The organism is Devosia lucknowensis, from assembly GCF_900177655.1.
GTDB lineage: Bacteria > Pseudomonadota > Alphaproteobacteria > Rhizobiales > Devosiaceae > Devosia > Devosia lucknowensis.
On record NZ_FXWK01000001.1, the window covers coordinates 351,708 to 372,185 of the forward strand.

The 20,478-nt window shown below is 62.2% G+C and carries 19 protein-coding genes; 7 read left to right on the plus strand and 12 right to left on the minus strand.

All coding sequences use genetic code 11. The features are described from left to right. Positions 1-2: 2 nt before the first annotated feature. Complete coding sequence (gene ectA / locus CCK88_RS01720) at positions 3-563, minus strand: diaminobutyrate acetyltransferase (protein ID WP_244557409.1); 561 nt, start codon at positions 561-563, stop codon at positions 3-5. Positions 564-862: 299 nt separating this feature from the next. Here ectA and CCK88_RS01725 point away from each other — a divergent pair, with 299 nt between their 5' ends. Further along, on the plus strand, positions 863-1,309 hold the full coding sequence (locus CCK88_RS01725) for a MarR family winged helix-turn-helix transcriptional regulator (RefSeq protein WP_086468819.1): 447 nt from the start codon (positions 863-865) through the stop codon (positions 1,307-1,309). Between the two features lie 222 nt (positions 1,310-1,531). On the opposite strand, the gene CCK88_RS01730 is transcribed toward CCK88_RS01725, so the two are convergent. The 11 genes from CCK88_RS01730 to ugpB all read right to left on the minus strand — a co-directional run bounded on the left by CCK88_RS01730 (position 1,532) and on the right by ugpB (position 12,219). Then, positions 1,532-2,473 (minus strand): sugar-binding protein, encoded by a 942-nt coding sequence (locus CCK88_RS01730; protein WP_086468820.1) that lies wholly within the window; start codon positions 2,471-2,473, stop codon positions 1,532-1,534. Between the two features lie 153 nt (positions 2,474-2,626). Then, entirely contained in the window at positions 2,627-3,658 is a 1,032-nt protein-coding gene (locus tag CCK88_RS01735; protein ID WP_086468821.1) for an ABC transporter permease, read from the minus strand. Continuing rightward, positions 3,659-4,399, minus strand: coding sequence for an ATP-binding cassette domain-containing protein (locus CCK88_RS01740; RefSeq protein WP_244557410.1), 741 nt, complete (start codon positions 4,397-4,399; stop codon positions 3,659-3,661). A gap of 297 nt (positions 4,400-4,696) precedes the next feature. Continuing rightward, entirely contained in the window at positions 4,697-5,479 is a 783-nt protein-coding gene (locus tag CCK88_RS01745) for an NAD kinase (protein WP_086468822.1), read from the minus strand. A gap of 146 nt (positions 5,480-5,625) precedes the next feature. After that, entirely contained in the window at positions 5,626-6,402 is a 777-nt protein-coding gene (locus CCK88_RS01750) for an HAD-IIB family hydrolase (protein WP_425290626.1), read from the minus strand. Beyond that, positions 6,399-7,184: a DeoR/GlpR family DNA-binding transcription regulator gene (locus CCK88_RS01755; RefSeq protein ID WP_086468824.1), complete on the minus strand. Its 786-nt coding sequence runs from the start codon at positions 7,182-7,184 to the stop codon at positions 6,399-6,401. The genes CCK88_RS01750 and CCK88_RS01755 overlap by 4 nt, the downstream gene beginning before the upstream one ends. Positions 7,185-7,194: 10 nt before the next feature. Continuing rightward, positions 7,195-7,941 carry a glycerophosphodiester phosphodiesterase family protein gene (locus tag CCK88_RS01760; protein WP_086468825.1) on the minus strand — a complete coding sequence of 249 codons (747 nt, stop codon included), beginning with the start codon at positions 7,939-7,941 and terminating at the stop codon, positions 7,195-7,197. A 44-nt stretch (positions 7,942-7,985) separates the two neighbouring features. Continuing rightward, positions 7,986-9,044, minus strand: a complete 1,059-nt coding sequence (locus CCK88_RS01765; RefSeq protein WP_086468826.1) for a sn-glycerol-3-phosphate import ATP-binding protein UgpC — start codon at positions 9,042-9,044, stop codon at positions 7,986-7,988. Positions 9,045-9,047: 3 nt separating this feature from the next. Continuing rightward, positions 9,048-9,896: a sn-glycerol-3-phosphate ABC transporter permease UgpE gene (gene ugpE, locus CCK88_RS01770; RefSeq protein WP_086468827.1), complete on the minus strand. Its 849-nt coding sequence runs from the start codon at positions 9,894-9,896 to the stop codon at positions 9,048-9,050. A gap of 12 nt (positions 9,897-9,908) precedes the next feature. Then, a complete protein-coding gene (ugpA, locus tag CCK88_RS01775; RefSeq protein WP_086468828.1) occupies positions 9,909-10,793 on the minus strand; it encodes a sn-glycerol-3-phosphate ABC transporter permease UgpA in 885 nt (294 codons plus the stop codon). A gap of 100 nt (positions 10,794-10,893) precedes the next feature. Beyond that, entirely contained in the window at positions 10,894-12,219 is a 1,326-nt protein-coding gene (gene ugpB / locus CCK88_RS01780) for a sn-glycerol-3-phosphate ABC transporter substrate-binding protein UgpB (RefSeq protein ID WP_086468829.1), read from the minus strand. A gap of 276 nt (positions 12,220-12,495) precedes the next feature. Here ugpB and CCK88_RS01785 point away from each other — a divergent pair, with 276 nt between their 5' ends. The 6 genes from CCK88_RS01785 to CCK88_RS01810 all read left to right on the plus strand — a co-directional run bounded on the left by CCK88_RS01785 (position 12,496) and on the right by CCK88_RS01810 (position 20,332). Beyond that, positions 12,496-14,154: a Na/Pi cotransporter family protein gene (locus CCK88_RS01785; protein ID WP_086468830.1), complete on the plus strand. Its 1,659-nt coding sequence runs from the start codon at positions 12,496-12,498 to the stop codon at positions 14,152-14,154. Between the two features lie 190 nt (positions 14,155-14,344). Continuing rightward, positions 14,345-14,707, plus strand: coding sequence for a hypothetical protein (locus tag CCK88_RS01790; RefSeq protein ID WP_170926314.1), 363 nt, complete (start codon positions 14,345-14,347; stop codon positions 14,705-14,707). A gap of 26 nt (positions 14,708-14,733) precedes the next feature. Beyond that, positions 14,734-16,134: a TolC family protein gene (locus tag CCK88_RS01795; RefSeq protein ID WP_086468832.1), complete on the plus strand. Its 1,401-nt coding sequence runs from the start codon at positions 14,734-14,736 to the stop codon at positions 16,132-16,134. Positions 16,135-16,243: 109 nt separating this feature from the next. Next, a complete protein-coding gene (locus CCK88_RS01800; RefSeq protein ID WP_086468833.1) occupies positions 16,244-18,388 on the plus strand; it encodes a type I secretion system permease/ATPase in 2,145 nt (714 codons plus the stop codon). Next, positions 18,385-19,731: an HlyD family type I secretion periplasmic adaptor subunit gene (locus tag CCK88_RS01805; protein WP_086468834.1), complete on the plus strand. Its 1,347-nt coding sequence runs from the start codon at positions 18,385-18,387 to the stop codon at positions 19,729-19,731. Before CCK88_RS01800 ends, CCK88_RS01805 begins: the two co-directional genes overlap by 4 nt. Then, positions 19,721-20,332 (plus strand): ribbon-helix-helix domain-containing protein, encoded by a 612-nt coding sequence (locus CCK88_RS01810; RefSeq protein WP_086468835.1) that lies wholly within the window; start codon positions 19,721-19,723, stop codon positions 20,330-20,332. The genes CCK88_RS01805 and CCK88_RS01810 overlap by 11 nt, the downstream gene beginning before the upstream one ends. Positions 20,333-20,478: the final 146 nt, after the last annotated feature.

The following is a 20,478-nucleotide window of genomic DNA, read 5'->3' on the forward strand; positions in this document are numbered from 1 at the left end:
AATCAGTCGAGAAGCGCGCGCGCTCGGTCCTGTGTGAAAGGACCGATTGAGACGCCCAGTTCGCTCTCATGCGTCTCGGCGAAATGCTGTTCGCGCCGGAAACAGGGCACCTGCTCCATTTGAGCGCCGAGGTCACGCGCAAGAGAGCCAAACAATGCCCAGGATGCCGTGTTGTCCTGGGTGATGGTGCATTGGAGGCGCGAAATCTGCGCTCGTGCGGGCCTGGCCAGCACGTCGAGTATAAGGCGCTTGGCAAGCCCCGAACCGCGGGCAGCGTCGGCAACGCAGACTTGCCAGATGAAAAGCGTATCTGGTTGCTTGGGCAGGACATGGCCCGATGCCCAGCCCACCACGTCTCCGTTGCGTTCGGCGATGGCGCAGGTCTGTGCGAAATGGGTGCACTGCAACAGGTTACAGTAGAGCGAATTGCTGTCGAGCGATGGTGTTGCCTTGATCAGCTGCCAGACGGCTGGGCCATCTTCCGGGTTCGGCGGCCGGACGAGCGGCTCAGCCACACGCTTCCAGGCCATCGCATCGGTGAGAACGGTATTGCCAAAAATCATGGCTAGAAACTTAGGCAACTGAAACTATCAGTCAACCGCCAATCATGGCGCAACCAAGACAACCCCTCGCATGGCCCGGAAATAAGTATTGAATACATGTGGTTGCGGCCGAATAGAAAATTTTCGTGCGTCGCGAAATTGCCTGGATCGGGCGGGTATCTAAAAATGCTTAGTTAAGGCTAATTGATATTCGATTACGCAGTTGCCCTCTTGGGCGCTTGGGGTCCCCGGCTTATGATCCCGTATTGCCCCAAACAGGTGTTTCGTTGGAAAACAGAACCAAGCGCGCATTGACAGCCATGCGCAAAATACTCCGCACCACCGAGGCCAACAGCAAGCAGCTGATGAGTGAGACTGGCCTCACCCCGTCGCAGTTGATCTTCATGCAGATGCTGGACGAGGATCGCGAGCAGACCGCGGGCCATATCGCGCAACGCATGGGCATCACCCAGGCCACTACCACCTTCCTGCTGCAAAAGCTCGAAGCCTCGGGCATGATCCAGAAACGTAAAGGCGAAACGGATCGTCGCCAGGTCTGGTTGTCATTGACGCCGGCCGGCCAGGAGGCGCTTGCCATAGCGCCCAACGGCGCCCATGCCCAGTTTCACAGCCAGTTCGTGGCCCTGCAGGACTGGGAGCAGGCCATGTTGATCTCATCGCTGGAACGCGTCGCGGCCATGCTCGGCAATACCGACGAAGGCGCCGCCGCCATCGTGGAGTCCAAGGACATCATCTCGGGAGATTGACCCGGGACGATCGGCGACGTGTCTGGTTATTGCAATGAACCCGGATGGGGCAGGGCGCGCTTTCACTCAATCAGAGACCGGGGCGCTTGATTTTTCGTGTGTCTTCAAAAGAAAAGGCCCCGCCGAAGCGGGGCCAGTTGATCTCTGCCCATGGAACAGGATCTTCGGGAGGAATGAAAACGCTCGGGTCCGCCGGGGCAACGGATTGCCCCGGCGCACGGATTACTTGAGGAATTCGTCGACGTTCTCGGCGGTGACGACGTCGTTGCCGGTGTAGATGATCTCATCGACCGTCTCGCCCTTCTTGATGGCGAGCAGGGTATCCATGGCCTTCTGGCCCATTTCATAGGGGCGCTGGCCGACGAGGCCGTGGGCATAGCCTTCTTTGAGCAGCTGCAACTGCTGGGGAAGGGTGTCTGCCACCACGAGGGCAAATGCACCGCTGTCGACGTCGGCCTTGTACTGGTCGACGAAGTTCTTCCAGCCATCGGGCGCAAACATCGGCCAGCCGCCGACCGGGACGATGGCCTTGAGGTCGGGATTGGCGGTCTTGAGGTCACCCATCTGCTGAACGGCGAGCGCAATGTCGTCGTTCGAGAAGGTCGGCGAGCCGGGGACTTCGGTCCAGGCCGAACCGGCCAGGGCTTCGCGCACGCCATCGACGCGGAGGGCCAGGTTCGGCGCGGCTGCACCGCCCGAGATCATGCCGTAGGTGCCGCCATCCGGAGCAACCTGCAGCAGCAGCTTGCCGAGGTCTTCACCGAACAGTTTGTTGTCGGTGCCGACATAGGCTGTACGCGTGCTGTCGGGAGCATCGGAGTCGAAGGTGATGACGGCGATACCCGCAGCGGTGGCGCGGTCGATCACCGTTGTGGCAGCGGCGATGTCGGACACCGAGATGGCAAGGCCGTCGACGCCCTGGGTAATCAGGTCTTCGATGATCTGGGCCTGGGTGGTGGCCTCATGCTCGACGGGGCCGATATACATGCAGGTGACATTGCCCAGTTCGGCGGCGCGCGCTTCGCAGCCATCGCGGGCGAGGTCGAAGAACGGATTGTTCATGGCCTTGGGCACGACGGCGAATGTGTAGCTTTCCTGGGCGATAGCGGTTCCGCCGAGAAACAGAGTGGCAATCGTGCCGAGCACGATGGCTGTCTTGGTCATAGTCGTCTCCTCCAAATGGTCCGGATTGCGGTCCGGGGTACCTCAAACCGGCGAGCCATTCGCCGGCCTCCCTTCGATGCGTCCATCGTTGCGGACGCACCGATCCTGAACGGTGCCGCACAAGTCGTGGCACCCGAAAGCCCGTCGGCGTGGCTAGCCGTTTCGCGATGACCGCAGCCGGTCAACAAGCACGGCGGCGACGATGATCGCGCCCACAAGGGTCTGCTGCCAGTAGGGGTCGACCCGCGCTAGGACGAGGCCGTTGCGGATGACCTCGATGAGAATGCAGCCAATGATGGCGCCTGCCGCGCCGCCCACGCCGCCGGCGAGATTGGCGCCTCCAATCACCGCCGCCGCGATAATGGTCAGCTCGTAGGCGGTCGCCAGGTTGGCCGGGGCGGACCCAAGCCATCCCGAGATGATGATGCCGTTGACGCCTGCGGCCAGCGAACACAGGACATAGACCTGGATCTTGACCCGATCCACATTGACGCCCGTCAACCGGCCGGCATTCTCGTTGCTGCCGATGGCGAACACATGCTTGCCCCAGGCCGTGTGATTGAGCGCCACCCACATTACGACGGCGCAGATGATGAGATAGAGAAACGACACCGGGAGGACGTCGAACAGCTTGCCGGCGGTGATGGCGAGGAACATGTCCTTGTCGGGACCCGCGGGAAAGGTGCCGCGCCCCTGCGTCGCCACATAGACCAGGCCGCGCACCATCGACAGCGTGCCCAGCGTTGTCACGAACGGGCTGAGCTTGAGTTTGGCGATGGCCAGGCCGTTGAAGAGGCCCACCAGAGCAGCCGAGCCCAGGCCGGCGACGAGCGAGATCAGAAGGGCGCTGCCGGGGAAGGGATAGAAGTTTGCCCCTAGAAGGGCATTCATGACCAGCGACGTGACCGTGGCGGAAAGGGCAATGGTGGAGCCCACCGAAAGGTCGATGCCGCCGGTGATGATGACCAGCGTCATCCCCAGCGTCGCGATGGCGATGAAGGAGAAATTGCGTGTGATGTTCGAGATGTTGCCGCCGGTGAGGAAGTTCGGCGACAGCATGCTCATGATGACGATGAGGACGATCAGCGCCGCCAACACATAGGCCGATTGGCTCGCAAGGAAGCCGTGTTGCCAAAAGCGCGTCTGGCCGACATTGGTAAACGTCTGGGCGTGGGTCTGGGCCATTTATGCGGCCTCCTTCGCGCCGGTGATCAGGGCGGTCACCTCTTCGGGTGACGAATGGGCGATCGCCTTGTCGGCAACCTTGGTACCGCGGCGCATGACGATGACGCGCTCGCAGACGGCAAAGACGTCCGGCATGCGGTGGGAGATCAGGATGACGGCGATGCCGGCCTCCTTGAGGCGGTGGATGAGGTTGAGCACCTCGGCCACCTGGCGCACTGAAATTGCGGCTGTCGGCTCGTCCATGAGGATGAGCTTGGCGTCGGAAAGGCGTGTGCGCGCGATCGCCACGGCCTGGCGCTGACCGCCCGACATCTGCCGCACATAGTCGCCGGCGCGGGTTTCGGACTTGAGCTCGGCAAAAAGCTCGGCAGCGCGGGCATTCATGGCCGAATGGCGAAGAAAGCGGAACGGCCCGACCTGGCGCTTCATCTCGCGCCCGAGAAAGATGTTCTCCGCCGCGGTAAGGTTATCGGCGAGGGCAAGGTCCTGGTAGACGGTCTCGATGCCGAGACGCCGCGCTTCGCCGGGGCTGCCCACCTGAGCGTGAGTGCCGTCGAATTCGAGCGAGCCTGCGGTGGGCTGGTAGATTCCCGAGATGATCTTGACCAGCGTGGACTTGCCTGCGCCGTTATCGCCCATGAGGCCGACAACCTCGCCGGGCTGGATCGAGAAGCTGACATCGGACAGGGCGCGGATGGCCCCGAACTCCTTGGTCACGCCCTTTAGTTCCAATAGTGCCAACACGTCCTCCCTTGTTGGCGATCATGGGCGAGCGATGACAAAGAACGGCCACGCACGATAACTCGTGCATGCGCGAAGCGTGTCCTGATCTTTGTCGATGTTGCCCCCGCCAGTCCTCCCCCGGCGGTGAGGCATAGTCGTACTACGCTTTTATTAGTAGTACAATATGATAAATGCAGGCCATTGATGGGCGTACGTCAGCGCTCAGCTAAAAACTAATCGCACAAGCTGTCAACTGGTCAGGCCAGCTGACCGATATGAGGGCCAAGGACGTGCAGGCGTCGGGGCGGGGTGGTCTTAGAAGCGGAACTGCTCGGTCAACACGCGCTCTTCGAGGCTCGTGCCCGGATCGAACAGCAGCGTTACGCCATGTGTGCGGTCTTCTTTCACCGTCACTTCCTGGACATTGTGGAATTCCACATTATCGGCCACGGCGCTGACTGGTCGCTTGCCCGGTTCGCGCGTGATGAAGCGGACCGCGGCACGGTTGGAGAGGATTGCACCACGCCAGCGCCGGGGCCGGAACGGCGAAATCGGCGTCAGGGCCAGCAACTGGGCTTCGATCGGCAGGATCGGGCCATGCGCGGAAAGATTATAGGCGGTCGATCCGGCCGGCGTGGACAGCAGCACGCCGTCACAGACCAGCTCTTCGAGCCGGACTTCGCCATCGACAATGATCTGAAGCTTGGCCGCTTGGTACGTGGAGCGGAAGAGGGAAACTTCGTTGAGCGCCAGCGCCGTGCGCGTACCTTCGGCCTGGCTGACAACGGTCATGGAGAGCGGGTAGATGCGCGTACTTTGCGCTGCCTCGAGACGTTCGCACAGCCGATCCTCGGAAAAGGCATTCATCATGAAGCCCACCGAGCCGAAGTTCATGCCGTAGACGGGCACGTCACTTTTCATGGCGCGGTGCAGCGTCTGCAACATCAATCCGTCGCCGCCCAGGGCGACGATGATCTGCGCCTCATCGAACGGATAGTCACCATAGCGGGCGCGCAGGCGCGACGCGGCGGCGTCGGCATCGGGCGTGTCGTTGGTGACAAAGCAGATCTGTCGATTGGCCTGGCCGGTCGCTGTCACGATTGTTCGCCCCACTGGTTCAGGTCGTTGTCCGTCAAGGGACGACGATGCGGCTCGTATGCGGTTCAACGCAGCGGCAGCCCGCCTATGTACCCTCGGGCCCGCATAAAATGAATAGGAAGAAAGACTGCGGCGTGAACGGGCCGTTAGCGGCCGCGGGCGTCGAGCAGCGCTTCGGCCACCTCGACGAACCCCAATCCGGCCGGGCGCGAGGAAATCCAGCGCGGGCGGGTGGGGAGGTCGGCCAGCACCGAAGCAATATTGGCGACCCCGAACGATTTGCCCACAAAGCCGAACATCGGGGCATCGTTGCGCGAGTCGCCGACAAACGAGACGAAGCGGGCGACATCGCCTCCGCTGACGCCAAATTGGCGCAGCACGCGGGCACTCATGGCCTGCTTGTCGTAGGGCCCAAGCCAGGTGTTGATGTGGACCGAACTGATGGCGACGGTGCCTCCCAGGGCTCTGATGCGGGCGGCAAGATCGTCAACGGCGTCGCGCGGGTGCCCGACAATGTCGATAGCGACGTCGGCGACCCGCAGTCCCTGGTCATGCGCCAGTCGGAAGCGGCTGTCGAGCAGCGGTTCTATCGCCGCCAGATGCGCCTCCTGCCGGTCGCGCTGGCGCTGTTCGTCATCCCAGAACTCGATTGCCGCACGATTGCCTTCTGCCGTCATGACGAAGGCGCCGCTTTCCCCGATGGCGGCGACCACGGGCCAGGCCCGCACGATATGCTCGCACCAGCCCGCTGACCCGCCAGTCACCGGAACGATGTCTATCCCGGCCTCGCTCAGGTCCCACAGTGCCTGATAGGTCTGTGGCAGCAGGCGGCCTTCGGTGGTGAGCGTGTCGTCGATATCGGTGAAAAGATAGCGCACGCCGCTGAGGTCTTCGGGAGTGGGGGAGGGGCCCTGAAACATCAGGCGGGCTCCGTTTCACAAAGCACGACCTCCGTGCCCGCGTCGGACAGCGCGGCAGCCGCAACGCCATCCTCGGGCAATCTATCGGTGAACAGCGTGGTGACCCGACCGAATGGCACGACCCGCACCGAAGCGTCGCGGGTCCACTTGCTGATATCAGCGGCGAGAAACTGGATGCGCGAATTGGCGATCAGGGTCGTCGTGGTCTGTGCTTCCGAATAACTGAAATCCAACACGCCCTTTTCGGGATGCAGGGCGCCGGCACCGATCACGGCGTAATTGGCGTAAAACTTTTCGAAGAACTGCAGCGAGTCCGCGCCCACCACGTCGCGGTCGTTGTGGCGGAGCAGGCCGCCGGTCATATGCACCTCGACCTGCGGCGCCTCGCACAGCATGAGCGCCACGTCGATATTGTTGGTGACGACGCGCAGTCCCTTGTGGCCGCGCAGGGCCTCGGCGACGAACTGCACGGTACTGCCGATGCCCATCGACACCGTCGAGCCCGGCTCGATGGCTGCGGCGATGCGGGCGGCGATCCTGCGCTTGGCAGCACTGTTGAGGGCGGCGCGGGCATTGATCGAAATGTTGCGGCTTTCCACGGGCGCATCCACCCCGCCGTGGAAACGGCGGGCATAGCCGATGTCGCACAGCGCGTTGATGTCGCGCCTGATCGTCTGGGTCGTGACCGCATAGCGGGCCGCGAGCTGCTCGATATATTGAGCACCCTCGGCCTCGATCAGGGCCAGAATATCGCGTTGCCGGCTCGACAGCATGTCTTGCCCCATGATGACCCCGCTACCCCAGGAAGACCTTGGGGTCGTCGGTGATGACGCCGGTGAGACCGGCATCCCAGAAGGAAACCAGTTGCACAGGATCGTTGCAGGTCCAGGCGCGCACCTTGATGCCCCGCTTGCTGGTTTCTTCAAGCAAACCGATGCTGAGCGCCTTGAAATGCATGTGGATGGTTTTGGCCGGAATGGCCTCCAGGCGTGCCTCCCAATCGTCTGGCGGACGCACCCAGAGCATCGCCATTTCGAGGTCTGGCTCGAGGGCGGCCATGGCCTTGAGCGCCTCGGCGTCGAAGCTCGAGATCATGATGTCGGTTTTGGCGGACCGCCTGGCGATGTCGGCCTGTACGGCGCGCACCAGCTGGTCGAGCGACTTGTGGTGCTTGTGCTGCTTGATTTCGACATTGGCGCTGAGGCCGAGTTCGCCCAGTGCGGCAATCGTCTCGGCAAGCGTCGGAATGCGTTCGTCGGCGAAGCGTGCGTCGAACCATGCGCCGCCGTCGAGCGCACCGATCTGTGCGGCGGTGAGCTCGCCGAGCGGACCCTGGCCTGAACTGGTGCGGTCAACCGTATCGTCATGGATGACCATGAGCGTGCCGTCGGCGCTGAGCGCCACGTCGAGCTCGACCCACTTTGCACCGGCTTCCGCCGCGGTACGGAAGGCCGCGATCGTATTCTCGGGCGCGATGGCCGACGCGCCGCGGTGGGCCTGGACTTCGTTGCTGGTGGGGCCGGGATAGGAAGGAGATGTCATGAGGCGTCTTCGTGTGAGGGTGGCAGGCCCTTAGGCTGATTGTGCTACAGATTTGCGACAGCGGCGTCGGTTCGACGGCCTGTCTGGGCGTTGAAGGGATGGATGTCGGCGGCGCGAGCGTAGAGCATGACTTCTGACCCTTCCGCAATATCCGGGCGTCCTGGCACGCTGAGCACGACAGACTGGCCGGAACGCTCGATCCGCACGTGGAGATGACTTTCCCAGCCGATCGGTTCGAGCAGTTCCGCTGTGCCCTTGAGCGCGATGGACGACCCGTCCTGCGGCGCCAGGAACAAGGCGTCGGGCCTGATGCCGATGACGTCGGTGCCTGGAGGAAGCGCGCTCGCGTCCGGACCCTCGGGCAGTGCGGACACCGGAATGAGATTCATCGGCGGTGAGCCGATGAAGCCCGCCACGAACAGGGTCGCGGGGCGATCGTAGACCTCGGTCGGCGTGCCGAGCTGTTCGACGAGGCCTCCATTCATTACCACCAGCCGATCGGCAAGGGTCATGGCCTCGAGTTGGTCGTGGGTGACATAGAGGCTGGTGGTCTTGAGGCGCCGCTGCAACTTGCGGATTTCGACGCGCATCTGCACGCGCAGCTTGGCATCGAGATTGCTGAGCGGTTCATCGAAAAGGAAGGCCGCCGGTTCGCGCACGATGGCGCGGCCCATGGCTACGCGCTGACGTTGACCGCCCGAGAGCTGCCGCGGCTTCCTCTCGAGCAGGGCGCCGATCTCGAGAATGTCGGCTGCCTCCCGGACGCGACGGTCGATTTCTTCGCGCGGCGTGCCGCGGTTCTTGAGGCCATATTCAAGGTTCCCGCGCACGGTCATGTGCGGGTAGAGCGCATAGTTCTGGAACACCATGGCGATGTCGCGCTCGGCCGGCTCGGCCTTGACCACGTCGCGCCCGCCGATCTCGATACGCCCCTCGCTGACCGTTTCAAGTCCCGCCACCATGCGCAGGAGCGTGGACTTGCCGCAGCCGGACGGGCCGACCAGCACGATGAGTTCGCCATCGGCAACGCGGAGATTGACGCCTTTAACGGCTGGAACATTGCCGTAGTTTTTCTTGAGGTCGATCAGGTCGATCGTGGCCATGGCTTATTTCTCCGTTTCCACGAGGCCTTTGACGAACAGGCGCTGCATGAAGATGACGACAAGGACGGGAGGGAGCATGGCCAGGATCACCGAGGCCATGACGAGGTTCCAGAGCGGTTCGGCATCGGCCGTGGCAGCCAGCCGCTTAATGCCCATGACCACGGTGTAATATTTGCTGTCGGTGGTCACGAGCAGGGGCCAGAGATACTGCACCCAGCCATAGATGAAGAGGATGACGAACAGCGCCGCGATATTGGTGCGCGAGAGGGGCAGGAGGATATCGCGGAAGAACTTCATGGGCCCCGCGCCATCGACGCGGGCCGCCTCCATCAATTCGTCCGGCACTGTCAGGAAAAACTGGCGGAACAGGAAGGTCGCCGTCGCCGAAGCGATCAGCGGCAAGGTGAGCCCGACATAGGAATTGAGCAGGCCCAGGTTCGCCACCACCGCGAAGGTGGGAATGATGCGCACCTCGACCGGAAGCATGAGCGTGATGAAGATGATCCAGAACGCCAGCAGCCGGAACGGGAACTTGAAGAACACGATCGCATAGGCCGAGAGCAGCGAGATGGCGATCTTTCCGACAGCGATGATGACCGCGATGATGAACGAATTCATCAGCATGATCGACAGCGGCGGTGCGCCGGCAGTGGAGATGCCTTCGGTGAGCATGCGGCCGTAGTTTTCAACCAGATGCGGGCCGGGCAGCAGTGGCACCAGGCCCCGCATGAAGTCGCCGCTGCCGTGGGTCGAGGCGACAAATGCCAGATAGACCGGAAACACCACGATGACGACGCCGACGATGAGCACCGCGTGGGTGAGGATGCTGAGCCAGGGGCGATTTTCTACCATATTCCGGGCTCCCTAATACTGTACGCGCCGCTCGATGTAGCGGAACTGGACGACGGTGAGGACGATGACGATGAACATCAGCACCACCGACTGGGCGGCCGACGAGCCGATGTTGAGGCCGAGGAAGCCATCGGCATAGACCTTGTAGACGAGGATATTGGTCGCCTGGTTCGGGCCGCCATTGGTGGTGGCGTCGATAAGGCCGAAGGTGTCGAACATCGCGTAGTTGATATTGACGATGAGCAGGAAGAAGGTCGTCGGCGACAGCAGCGGGAATACGATGGTCCAGAACCGCTTGAACGGGCCGGCGCCATCGATCGCCGCCGCTTCGGTGAGCGACTGCGGCACGGATTGCAGGCCCGCGACGAAGAACAGGAAATTGTACGAGATCTGCTTCCAGCTGGCCGCGATCACCACCAGGATCATGGCCTGGTTGCCATCCACCCGGTGGTTCCAGCTGATGCCGAGGCCTCGCAGCAGGTAGGGGGCGATGCCGATGGTGGGATTGAACATGAACCACCAGAGAATGCCGACCACGACAGGTGCGACGGCGTAGGGCCAGACGAGCAGGGTCGTGTAGGCGCGGTTGCTCCTGATCACCCGGTTGACCGCGACAGCCAGCAGCAGCGACAGGCTCATGGACAAAAGGGTGACTGAAACCGCGAAGATCGCCGTCTTGCTCAGCGAATTGAGGTAGCCAGGCTCGGCAAAGAGCCGCAGGTAGTTGTCGAACCAGATGAAGGTGGTGCGGAAACCGAAGGGATCTTCACGCTCGAAGGACGATTTCACGGCCTGCGCGGCTGGCCAGATGAAGAAGATCAGCGTCACTGCCAGCTGCGGCGCCAGCAGCGCATAGGGCAGGACCCTGTTCGGAAAAATGGTGCGCTTGGTTTGCATGGGCCGGAAGCTCCCCCAAAGTCAGGTCCAGATGGACCGGGCGGCCATCGACCGCCCGGCCAAACCGCCCCGATGCAATGACCGGGGCGGTTGGCTCGGATCAGCTGTTGGCGGCTTCGAAGTCGCGAAGGATCTGATTGCCGCGCTGTACGGCGGCATCGAGAGCTTCCTGGGCGGTCTTGCTGCCCGAAAGCAGCGCCTCGAATTCCTCATCCACCGCGGTACGGACCTGTGTCAGGTTGCCGAAGCGCACGCCCTTGGAATTGGCCGTCGGCTCACCCCGGGTGATCTGGTTGATCGCGATGTCCGAACCTGGATTGGCTTCGTAATAGCCCTCTTCCTGGCCCAGCTCGTAGGCGGCATTGGTGATCGGCAGATAGCCGGTATCCTGGTGCCACTGGGCCTGGACTTCAGGGCTCGAGAGGTAGGTGAAGAACTTCGCGACGCCCGTATAGACTTCCGGAGCCTTGCCATTGAGCGCCCAGAGCGTGGCGCCGCCGATGATCGAGTTCTTCGGATCGGTGGTCACGTCGTCATAGTAGGGCAGCGGAGCGAACCCGACTTCGAAGTCCTTGGCATTGTTGATCACACCGGCACGCGAGGCCGAGGAGTTCATGTAGATGGCGCATTCCTGCGCGTAGAATTTGGGTGGTGCGTCGGCGCCGCCGACCGGGCCGCCATACTGGAAGATACCCTCGTCAGCCCATTTCTTGAGATTGTCCCAGTGCTTGACCTGCACAGGACCATTGAAGGTGAACTCGGTGCCCAGGCCGCCGAAGCCGTTTTCCAGCGTACCGTAGGGCTGGTCATGGATCGCCGAGAGATTTTCGGTCTGGATCCAGCTGACCCAACCGGTGGTGAAGCCGCAGGGCGCTGCCCCGGACTCGACGATCTGGCGCCCCATGGTTTCGAGTTCGGCCCAGGTCTTGGGCGGCGCTTCCGGATCGAGCCCGGCTTTTTCGAAGACGTCCTTGTTGTAGTACATGATCGGGGTGGACGAATTGAACGGCATCGACAGGATGTTGCCGTTGGTGTCCGAATAATAGCCGGTCACGGGGGCGAGGAAGCCCGCCGGATCCCACGGCTCGCCAGCATCCGCCATCAGCTGGTACACCGGATTGACGGCGCCGGTCGCCGCCATCATCGTGCCCGTACCGACTTCAAAGACCTGCACGATTGCCGGCTGCTCATTGGCGCGGAACGCAGCGATGGCCGCCGTCAGGGTTTCGGGATAGGTGCCCTTGTAGGTGGGAACCACCACATAGTCGTCCTGGCTGTCGTTGAAGCCCTTGGCAATGGCTTCCAGCTTCTGGCCCAGTTCCGCGTCCATAGCGTGCCACCAGGCGATCTCGGTCTGCGCCATTGCCGGGCTCGCGGACAAGATGGCGGCCAGCCCGACCGTCAGACACAACGTGTTCTTGGACATGCTCACTCCCTTTGTTTTTTGGCCGGAGCCTCCCCGCTCCGTGCTGAGCAAACGGTAGCATTGGGAAGCGCCTTTGCAACCCAAAAAAGTTCATATGAACATTCGCGTACATCCCGTGCACGTGCATCAGATGATTATCTATCTGATTTATATGGTGTTTATGGTTATGGCGCTGAGCAGTGTCAGAGCTTGTATCAATGCGTTGCGCCGCGGGCGTTCATGTGAACATCATGAGGAGCCGGTGTTGTCGTCCCGCCGGCAGATCCAGAGAAGGCCATGTATTTCTTCATCGTCCAGTTGATTGCTGCCGTCGTCCTGCTGCTCTGGGCGGTGCGGATGGTGCGCACGGCGGTGGAGCGGGCCTATTCCGCCGAGCTCAAGCGTACGCTCGGCCATGCCGAACGCAGTCGCCTGAGTGCCGCCTTCATCGGCACCATGCTGGCGGTGGCCCTGCAGAGTTCGACCGCCGTCGCGGCGCTCGCGGCGAGTTTTGCGAGTGGCGGGCTCCTTTCAGTGCCCGCGGGCCTGGCCCTGATGCTCGGCGCCTATCTTGGGTCGGCCCTGGTCGCCAGCATTCTGTCCTTCGACCTGTCGCTGTTTGTCGCGCCCCTGATCATCGTTGGCGGGCTGTTGTTCCTGCGCGGCACCGAGCGACGGACCAAGCAGGTCGGGCGCATGGTGCTCGGCATTGCCTTCGTGTTGCTGTCGCTCGAAATGGTGTCGGAAGCCACAGCGCCCTGGCGCGACAGCGAAGCGCTGGCGGTGATCGTCAACTACCTGCGCGGTGATCTCTGGACCAGTTTCATCGTGGCGGCGCTGGTGACCTGGATATCCTATTCATCAGTGGCCAGCGTTCTGGTCATCATTACGTTTGGCACCGCCGGTATCATTCCTTTCGAAATCGCTGCGGCATTCCTTCTGGGCGCCAATCTCGGCGGAACGCTGATCGCGCTTGGCATGGCGCGGGGCGGGGATCTGCGCGCTCGCCGCATTGCTGCCGGGGCCGTGCTCCTCCGCGGCGGCGCGGCGCTGCTCTGCCTGGCGTTGGTCCAGGTTTTAGAGGTCCATGCACTCGGTCTTCCCGGCTCGGTAGGGCAGCAGGCAAGTCTTATGCATATCCTCTTCAATCTGAGTGTGCTGATCCTGGGGTTGCCGCTGGTGCGGTTTGTCGACCGGCTGACGGGTATGCTGCTGAAGGATGCGTCGCCTGCCGGGCAGTCGGACATCGCCCGTTTGCGCCGCACGGCACTGGTCGCCGATCCTCACGGCAATATCGACGCTTCCCTGGCCAGCGCCACGCGCGAGCTGCTGCGGATGAGCGAAATGGTCGAAGTCATGCTGCAGCCCGTCATGGACATCGTGCGCAGCGGCGACAAGGCTGCCATCCGCAGGGTCAAGGATCTGGAGCCCGAGGTTGACGGTGCCAATCGCGCCATCAAGCTGTTCCTTACGCGCCTCGACTGGGGGTGCATGGATGAAGCGCAGTCGCGTCGCGCCTCCGATCTCAGCATCTTCGCGATCGCGCTCGAACAGGCCGGAGACATCATCGCGCGCGAATTGCTGCGCGTCGCCGACCAGAAGCAGGGCCGGCGCATCACCTTCTCGCAACCTGGGTGGGAGGAGTTGACGGACCTCCACGCCAAGGTGCTGGCCAATATGCAACTCGCGCTCAATGTACTGGTATCGGAGGATGCCGAATCGGCGCGACAGCTGGTCGCCGAGAAAGATGAGGTGGGGCTGATGGAAAGGAAGAGCATGGAGAAACACTTCGCCCGGCTCCGATCAGGCGATCCGAACAGCTTCGAAACCAGCGAGTTGCACCTTGAAACTATGCACGCGCTGCGCCGGATCAATTCGCTCCTAACCGGTATTGCTTACTCCATCCTCAGCGAGCAGGGCGAATTACTGCCCACTAGACTTGTTGCGGATAAGTAGGAATCCTGGCAATTTTCGGGGTTTTTGATGGTCTAATAGTGTCGCCGCGGAAAAACTGGGGACTTAGAGCGACTTGGCCGGTGCGACATTTCAGCATCGGTTCCCGTTTAATAAAGTGTTGCGCGCACTTGGCAACTTGCACTTGATTTGACCCGCATGTAATGGTCCCAAGTAAGGGGGATATCCATCCATGCGTTTGCATAACGTTTTGCGGTTTGTAGTTGCGGCTGCTGTCGTGAGTTCAGTTGGTGCCGTTAGTGCAGCAGATCTGGGTGGGTATTATGGCGGAAGCTGTGTCAGCTATCGCCAGTCGACCTTGCCGATGCAGCCGCTCGATGTGGTCAAGCAGACGGTCTGGGCAAATTTCGAAAGCGCCAGGGATGGCATGAGCAATCCTTCCGTGCAGGCTTCGCGCTCGCCGGCATTCATCTGGGCAATGGAAGCGCGGTGGGCCTGTTCCGCCGCAGTTGGGTATCTGGACGGTGGTCACCTGGACGAGGAATCGGTCCAGAAGTGTGATTGCTTCCACGCGCGCTACGTATCGTTCCGCTAGCGCTGTTTGCCGGGGGGCAAGTAAACATGAATAATTTCCTCAAGGCCGCTTTGCTGTCGAGTGTCGTCTTCTTCGCGCCGGCCATCGCAAGTGCCATGAGCCTAAATGAAGCCGTGACGATTGCCATGGAAAGCAATCCCGAGATCGGCCAGGCCATTCAGAACCACGACGCAACCGGTTTCGAGTTGCGCCAGGCCGAGGGTCTCTATGCTCCGCGCGTGGACCTTGAAGCGTCGACCGGCGTGCAGCTGCTCAATACGCCATCGCGTCGTGCCGCCGGTATCGAGGGCGACGCGCTTTACCCCAGCCAGATTGGCATCACCGCGACCTTCGATCTTTATGACGGCGGCTTCCGCGATGCCGAAGTGGCGCGGCAGGCTGCGCGCGTCGACAGCGCCTCGCATCGCGTCATGGAGCGCAGCGAATTCATCGCCCTCCAGATCGTCCGCGTTTATTACCAGGTGCTGCTGCAGCAGCAGATCGTTGGGCTTAATCGCGATAACGTCGCCTTCCATGAGTCCATGTCGCAGGACGTCTCGACGGCCATCGAGAACGGCCAGCTTACCGAAGCTGATCGCTTCCAGTCGATCGAACGGCTGGCCGCTGCCCGCGCCCGCCTCACCGAGGCTGGTGTCGAACTCGCTGCCGCGCAGATCGAATTCAAGACCTATGTCGGCATGATGCCGGGCACGGTGAGTTCGCCGCCGCGCGCCAGCAGCGCCATTCCGTCGTCCCTGGAAGTCGCAATCGCCAATGCGATCGTCAATAATCCGCGCTCCAAGACCGCGGGTGCCGACATCGACGCCGCTTCGGCTCTGGTCGACCAGGCGGAATCGGGCCTGCGCCCCAAGGTTCAGATCGAAGGCCGTGCGGCCACCGGTCTTGATCTGTCCGGTTCAAGCGGCTGGCAGAACGACGCCAGCATGCGCCTTTCGATGCGCTGGAACATCTTTGACGGCGGCATCGGTCGTGCTCAGGTCCAGGAAGAACTGCGCCGCGAAAGCGAAGCCAAGCTGGTGTTCGACCAGACCGTGCGCGAAGTCGAGCAAGCTGTCCGTGAATCCTGGCTGCGCCTCAAGAGCCAGGGCGAATTGGCGACGGTCTATAGTGACCAGCTCTCGTCTTCGGCTGATCTCGTCTCGTCCTATCGCGATCAGTTCACCATCGGTGAGCGCTCGCTGCTGGACGTGCTCGATGCCCAGAATACCCGCGTGAACGTGCAGATCCTGCGCGAAACGGCGCGCTACAGCGTGATGTTCGCGGAGTATCGCGTATTGGCGGCCAGCGGCAGCCTGTTGCACTACATGGGCGTCCAGCCTCATGGCAGTGCCGTGGCTGACACGCGCTTCGCTCTCGACATCAAGTCGTGGGAAGCCTCCGAGCCGCGCACGCTCCAGCCGTTAACGCTTCCCACAGTTGGCCAGTAGTCATCACCGCTATTTTAGCGCTCCATCGTCGCATTCGTGCTTAGATGTCGAACGGCTGCTGAGTTGGTTACGGTATTTTCAAATGCACAACTGCGAAACGGCGGATTGAATGTCCGTCGTTACTGCTCCCGAGCCCGCTAGTCAGACATTGCGCGATCCAGTGCTGGATTGCGTGAAGTTCCTGGCGCGTGCTTGGCGGAAGTCGGATTCGACAGCAACGCTGACGGCAGGCCTTCCGCTCACCGACGGCAAGATGGATGTCGGCCTCATGGCCGCCGCGTTCAGCCGTATCGGCGTTACGGTGCGTCCGCTCGAGGAAGCCATTTCGCGGCTGAAGGAATATGATTTCCCGGCCGTCCTGGTGCCGGGCGATCGGCCGCCGGTCGTGTTGCTGCGCCGCCTGGGCCGCCGCATGTATCGGGTCTATGACCCGGCACATGGCGCCGAGATCAATGTCGATGCCAAGGCGCTCGATGCGCGCAAGCCGAGCAAGCTGCTGCTTGTCGCGCCCGACTTCGAGAGCGTCCAGGACCACACAGGCAATCGCTTCGCGCGAACCGGGCATTGGTTCTGGTCGGCGGTTCGCGGCCATTCAGTTAGCATCCTCTATGTCCTGCTTGCGGCCGCATTCATCAACGTCTTCGCGCTGGCCTTTCCGCTCTTCACGATGAACGTCTACGACCGCGTGCTGCCCAATTCGGCGCAGACGACGCTCTGGGTCCTCGCCATCGGGGTAGGGACGGTCTCGATCTTCGACCTTTTGCTCAAGCTGGCGCGGGCCGGGGTGATCGAATTCGTGGGCCGCTCGATCGACTTCCGGTTGTCATCGGCCTTGTTCGACCGCGTGCTCAACACGCCCATGGCCTCGCGCCCCAGTTCTACAGGCGCCTTCGTGAGCCGCATCGGGCAATATGAAGTGCTGCGCGAATTCGTGGCGGCCAGCACGCTGGTCATGTTCGTCGATGCGCTGTTCCTCGGCATCTTCGCCTATATCATTGCTCTGCTGGTCGGATGGCTGGTGGTCTTCCCCTTGATCGCAGGGGTGATCGCGCTCGTGCTGACCTTGATCGTCGGGATACTGTCTGGTCGTGCCGTGAAATCGGCACTGGCTGAATCGTCCGCCCGCAATGCCGTTCTGGTCGAGGCGCTGACAAGCGCACAGACCGTCAAGGCGACGCGCGCCGAAGGGCAGTTGCTGCGCCGCTGGGAAGCGGCGGTGCTGGCGTCCTCCCATACCCAGGACAAGCTGCGTTCGCTCCAGGCCATGGCCACCAACACGACGGCGGCTCTGTCGCAATTGTCCCTGGTCGGCATCATCGTGGGCGGTTCATATGCCTTCACGACGGGCGAAGTGACGACCGGGGCCATCATCGCCGCCATGATGCTGTCCAACCGCCTGATCGCACCCATCGGCATGATCGCCGGGACGCTGCTGCGTGCACGCACCGCGATGGAAGCCTATCAGACCGTCGATCAGATCATGAAACTGCCCGACGAACGCCCGAACCGGCCCAATCAGATGCAGCGCACGGTCCAGGGCGGCCGCGTCTCGTTCAACAAGGTGCGCTTCTCCTATCCGCAATCCAAGGTCTTCGTGCTTGATGGCGTCTCGTTCAGCATCGAGCCGGGCGAGAAGGTCGGCATCATCGGCCGCATCGGCTCGGGCAAGACTACGATCGGCCGGCTCATGGTCAATTTCCACCGCGCCTCGGAAGGCGAGGTGTCGATCGATGGCATCGACATCGACCAATACCATCCCGACGACCTGCGCCGGGCCGTTGGCTTCGTGGTTCAGGACCCGGAGATTTTCAACGGAACGGTGCGCGACAACATCCTGATGAGCGATCCGTCGGCCACCGAGGAGCGGCTGATGACGGCCGCCCGCCGCGCCGGCGTCGAGGAGTTCGTGTCGCGCCATCCGCAAGGCTATGACATGCAGGTGGGTGAACGTGGCGCGCTGCTCTCGGGCGGCCAGCGCCAGGCGATCGCGCTTGCCCGCGCCATGCTGGTCGAACCCAAGATCATGTTCCTCGACGAACCGTCGAGCTCCATGGATCTCGCGACCGAGCGGCAGCTCATCAAGCATCTCGAATCCAGCCTCATGCCTGATCAGACCGTGCTGATCGCCACGCATCGCTACAGCCTGCTGTCGCTGGTGACGCGGCTCATGGTGATCGACAACGGCCGGTTGATCGCGGACGGACCCAAGGATCAGGTGCTCGAGCAGCTTCGCGTCAGGGCGGACGGCGCATGAACTTCCAGCCCAAGCCGTTCCAGAACAAGGGGCCCGACCAGAAGTCGGTCAACTATGCCCTTCCGGCCGATCGCCCGCCGCGCTCTTGGACCTATATCATCGTCCTCATCGTTGCCGTGGTTTTCGTCTTTCTCCTCTGGGCCAACTGGGCCGAGGTCGATCAGATCAGCCGGGCGGAAGGCAAGGTCATCCCATCGGGCAAATCTCAGATCGTGCAGAGCGCCGAGCCCGGTGTCGTCACCGACATCCTGGTGCGCTCGGGCGAACAGGTGTCGGCCGGTCAGCTTCTGCTGCGGCTCGACGACACGACGACCGCGTCGAGCGCCGGTGAAGTCGAGGCGCGGGTGCTGGCTCTTTCTGCGCAGGTCGAACGGCTGCGCGTGGAAAGCAGCGGCCTTACACTCGACGCCTATATCTGCCCCGAACGCGTGGCAGCCGAAGCCCCAGACGTCTGCGTCGCCGAGCGTGACTTGCTGGCCTCGCGCCTGCAGAGCCAGGTGAGCACCAGCGAAGTCTTGGCACAGCGCGTCGAACAGCGGCAGCGCGAGCTCAACGAACTCGGCGTCAACAAGACGCGCCTTAAGGCCAGTCTCACGATTTCGCAGGAGAGGCTCGGCCTTGTCGAGCCGATGGCCGAGCGTGGCCTGACGGCACGCACTGATCTTCTGGCCCTCCGTGCGGAAGTGGCCGACCTTTCCGGCCAGATCGCCGCCGCCGACGAAGGCACAGCGCGTTTGCAGGCGGCGCTGCGGGAAGCGCAACTTCAGGTTCAGCAAGCAGACCAGCAGTTTCGTCAGGAATCGCTGGGTGAACTGACGCTCCGTCGGGCCGAACTCGCCAGTGCCGAGCAGCAGTTGCGCGGCGCGGCCGACCGCGTCAGCCGCACCGAGATCCGCTCGCCTGTGGATGGCGTGGTCAACTCCATCGACGTGACCACGATCGGCGCCGTGGTGCAGGCCGGTGCACGCCTCATGGACATTGTGCCCAAGTCCGAATTCACGCTCGTGGAAGCGCGGCTCAAGCCCTCGGACGTCGCCTTCGTGATTCCCGGCCAGGCGGCACGGATCCAGTTCACTGCGTATGATTTCTCGGTGTTCGGTGGACTACGCGGTATCGTCGACAACGTGTCTGCCGATAGTCTCGTCGACGAACAAACGCGCGAGACCTATTATCTCGTCACTGTGCGGGCCGAAGAAACTGCTCTCAAATATCGCAGCCAGGAACTCGCCGTTCTTCCTGGTATGGTGGCGACAGTGGATATCATCACCGGCAAACACTCCATCCTGCAATACTTGCTCAAGCCAATAAACAAGGTGCAGCAGGAGGCCCTTATTGAGCGGTAGCGAAGGCGCAACGCAACTGATCGGTGCGCCGGTCGAGGCATGGTCGGTTCCGATTTTTCGCACCGTGACCACGCCGACCGGCCGGCACGCCCTGCGCCTTGAAGGGGTGTTCTGGGATGCGATCGCGCGCATGGCCATTCGTCAGAACCGCAAGGCGTCCGAATTAGTGCGCGACCTGCTCGGTGCGGCCGAAAGCAACGCATCCAACCTCTCGAGTGGCATCCGCAGCGTCATCGTGCGCCGCCTCCTGGACGAAGACGAACGCCTTTCGGTGCTGGCCGAACCGCTCGCCATGGTCAAGCTGATGCAGATGGCGCCGACCCCTTCCTTCGCGCTTGATCGAAACAAGCATCTTGTCCGCGTCAACGACGAATTCGTGCGCTACCTGCGTACGGTGATGTCGCGGAGCGGGCCGGCGGAAAAGGCGCAGCTGCGCCTCGAACGTCCCGCCGAATCCATTTTTGCTGAAGTCGAGCCTGGGACTGCTGTCGAATGCGGCGTTTCCATTGTCGTCGACAATCACGAACGCCGGACTCAGGCCCGGATCATCGTGCCGCCGCCGCAGCCGGCCAACGTTCTTGTCGGATATATTCTATCCTGACCGACGTTTGCATATCCCGATATGCAGTCACAATTAAGGTTAAGCAAATATTCGCGCGAGTAGCATATCGGAATATGCAAACGGCAAGTCGTGCCAATTGTGAGGTCTTCGCGACGACTATATGTTCACCCCAAGTTAATAGATGT

Excerpts from the sequence above, each read along its gene's own strand:
- ectA (WP_244557409.1), bottom strand. The coding sequence starts at position 563 with ATGATTTTTGGCAATACCGTTCTCACCGATGCGATGGCCTGGAAGCGT.
- CCK88_RS01725 (WP_086468819.1), top strand. The coding sequence starts at position 863 with ATGCGCAAAATACTCCGCACCACCGAGGCCAACAGCAAGCAGCTGATG.
- CCK88_RS01730 (WP_086468820.1), bottom strand. The coding sequence starts at position 2,473 with ATGACCAAGACAGCCATCGTGCTCGGCACGATTGCCACTCTGTTTCTC.
- CCK88_RS01735 (WP_086468821.1), bottom strand. The coding sequence starts at position 3,658 with ATGGCCCAGACCCACGCCCAGACGTTTACCAATGTCGGCCAGACGCGC.
- CCK88_RS01755 (WP_086468824.1), bottom strand. The coding sequence starts at position 7,184 with ATGGGGCAAGACATGCTGTCGAGCCGGCAACGCGATATTCTGGCCCTG.
- CCK88_RS01760 (WP_086468825.1), bottom strand. The coding sequence starts at position 7,941 with ATGACATCTCCTTCCTATCCCGGCCCCACCAGCAACGAAGTCCAGGCC.
- CCK88_RS01765 (WP_086468826.1), bottom strand. The coding sequence starts at position 9,044 with ATGGCCACGATCGACCTGATCGACCTCAAGAAAAACTACGGCAATGTT.
- ugpE (WP_086468827.1), bottom strand. The coding sequence starts at position 9,896 with ATGGTAGAAAATCGCCCCTGGCTCAGCATCCTCACCCACGCGGTGCTC.
- ugpA (WP_086468828.1), bottom strand. The coding sequence starts at position 10,793 with ATGCAAACCAAGCGCACCATTTTTCCGAACAGGGTCCTGCCCTATGCG.
- ugpB (WP_086468829.1), bottom strand. The coding sequence starts at position 12,219 with ATGTCCAAGAACACGTTGTGTCTGACGGTCGGGCTGGCCGCCATCTTG.
- CCK88_RS01785 (WP_086468830.1), top strand. The coding sequence starts at position 12,496 with ATGTATTTCTTCATCGTCCAGTTGATTGCTGCCGTCGTCCTGCTGCTC.
- CCK88_RS01790 (WP_170926314.1), top strand. The coding sequence starts at position 14,345 with ATGCGTTTGCATAACGTTTTGCGGTTTGTAGTTGCGGCTGCTGTCGTG.
- CCK88_RS01795 (WP_086468832.1), top strand. The coding sequence starts at position 14,734 with ATGAATAATTTCCTCAAGGCCGCTTTGCTGTCGAGTGTCGTCTTCTTC.
- CCK88_RS01800 (WP_086468833.1), top strand. The coding sequence starts at position 16,244 with ATGTCCGTCGTTACTGCTCCCGAGCCCGCTAGTCAGACATTGCGCGAT.
- CCK88_RS01805 (WP_086468834.1), top strand. The coding sequence starts at position 18,385 with ATGAACTTCCAGCCCAAGCCGTTCCAGAACAAGGGGCCCGACCAGAAG.